General features: G+C 59.8%; 3 protein-coding genes. All 3 read left to right on the forward strand.

The annotated features are described in order from the left end of the window. A partial coding sequence (locus tag HY010_17820; protein ID MBI3477593.1) for a hypothetical protein occupies positions 1–240 on the forward strand: 240 nt, incomplete at its 5' end. A 319-nt stretch (positions 241–559) separates the two neighbouring features. After that, positions 560–1,270 (forward strand): hypothetical protein, encoded by a 711-nt coding sequence (locus HY010_17825; protein MBI3477594.1) that lies wholly within the window; start codon positions 560–562, stop codon positions 1,268–1,270. After that, positions 1,242–2,126: hypothetical protein (locus HY010_17830; GenBank protein MBI3477595.1), on the forward strand; the 885-nt coding region annotated here is incomplete at its 3' end. The genes HY010_17825 and HY010_17830, both read left to right, overlap by 29 nt.

Consider the following 2,126-nt stretch of genomic DNA (forward strand, 5'->3'; position numbering starts at 1 on the left):
GCAGGAACGACGAAGTACGGCTTGGTGGTCATTTACGATCGCGCCGTCATTCCCGGAACCTTCAAAGCGGAATTGAACGGAAGGGATGTGGGCGCCAGCTTCAAGCCTGTCCCTGGGGGGGCGGAGTCGGTTGGGATTCCTCTGGATCGCGGGAGAAACGTGCTGGTCCTTTCGATCGAGGGGCAGATCGGAGACCGCGTGGCGCGAGACACGGATCGGCTCGTGTTTGTCGTGCCATGAGTCACTCCTGCGGGCATCATGCGCTTGACGAAAAGACGATGGCCGAAAGGGGGCGGGACGCCCTGGAGCGGGACGCCGCGGCCGTCCGGTACGTGAACGGCCGGCGGGAGGAGTCTGATGGCTTCGGTTTCTCGGACCGCGAGGACGCCGGTCAGCTTACGCCCGTCCGGAATGCCCGACAAGGAAGGATCGACCCATACCGTGCGGCGAAGCGGCCTAGTTTCGTGCGACTCCATCCGTGCGATTTTCGGATCATGAAGGTAAAGAGCGGGGCGAGGCAAGGAAAGGTGGTTCATTCGGCCGGAATGGAGGTTGCCCGATGAACCGCGGACGAGCCAAGGCCGCGCTTTGGGTTCTTCTTGCGGGCTGCCTTTTGGGGGAGTTGCAGACCGCCCACGGCTCGACGAATTCTTTCCTGGGACTCTTCCGGTACGATCTTCAGTTCGTGGGCTCCGAAGTGCGCGGCGATTGGGTGGCCATGGAGAGCGCCCATGCCTACTACCGCGATCCTTTCGTCTCCGGCGAGACGATTATCCGGGACGCGACCGATGGAGAGGCCTGGGAAGCTGTGCTGACAAAAGCGGATGGGACGGCCATCCGTTGGAATCCGATTCGTTTCTTTGCGGACTATGATGGCCGTTCGAACTGCTTTGTGTCGCCCGCGTGGACGGAATGCGGAACGACCGTTCAATGGGTTCAGTGGTACGCGAAATCCCAGTGCCAGGCACCCGGAACATGGAGATGGGAGTTCCTGAACAACGGTCAGGCGTTTCAGGCGGTGGACTTCACCGTTCTTCCGCAGATTCCGCTTGGAAGGGTCCCTGCTTACGATCAGGGAGACTATTCGGACCCTGGCAACCCGGACCATGCCTACGATGCGATCTGCCGGACCGGGACTCAGCGGAACGTCTACCGATGCGATGGGCGGCCCGGAGAGGTTAGATGGACGATCGCGGGCAAGGGATGTTACCTCACGGACGCCGCGATGATCCTGAGCTACCATGGCGTGGACGTGGAGCGGCTTGGATGACGCTGAACGCTACATTTGCACGTATGGTCCCCAGATGCTGGGTGTAAAGCCGGATGCGAGAGGCCGCCCGGGCCACTGGATTACGGCCACGGGGCGCGATGAGGAGAGGAGCACGTACCTGATCAACGATCCGAATGGCGGAAGTGCGACGACCCTGGCGGATGGATATGGAAACAGCTTCAGAGGAACGCGAACTTTCGGGCGGCCGTCTCAGGCTTACACAGATATTTCTGGATTGACAATCAGATTCCATTCGCCCGGTGAGCTCCTGCTGACAGATCCGCAAGGGAGTCGTGTGGGGTACGATCCCGTTCAGCAACTGGAATATAACGAAATCCCCGATGCGTACTATGAGGGTATTCACTTGGCGGATGCAGAGAGCGGGGATCCCGGTCCCTTGACAATGGACCTCTTTGTTCCCAAGCCGCTCGCGGGCGATTATAAGCTGGAGGTATTTGGTACGGGTGATGGGACCTATGCACTCGAAGTGCACGCTTACGACCCTGAGCTGAATCCTTCTATCCATGAATTCATAGACGTTGCCATATCGCCGGGAACGCTCCATACGTACGCCTTCCGATACTCCAAGCAGGTTGGCGTGGGGCTTGAGTTTGGCGCCGTTGTCGGCAATTTCGATGGCAAGGGGCAACGGCCGGCTGATGTGAACAAGTTCCTGTCGTACGTCGTGCCGACGGAGGGAACCACGACGCTGACAGCAGGAACGACGAAGTACGGCTTGGTGGTCATTTACGATCGCGCCGTCATTCCCGGAACCTTCAAAGCGGAATTGAACGGAAGGGATGTGGGCGCCAGCTTCAAGCCTGTCCCTGGGGGGGCGGAGTCGGTTGGGATTCCT

Source organism: Acidobacteriota bacterium (assembly GCA_016196065.1).
GTDB lineage: Bacteria > Acidobacteriota > Terriglobia > Terriglobales > Acidobacteriaceae > Acidiflorens.

Coding starts and splice junctions, on each gene's coding strand:
- HY010_17825 (MBI3477594.1), top strand. CDS start 560: ATGAACCGCGGACGAGCCAAGGCCGCGCTTTGGGTTCTTCTTGCGGGC.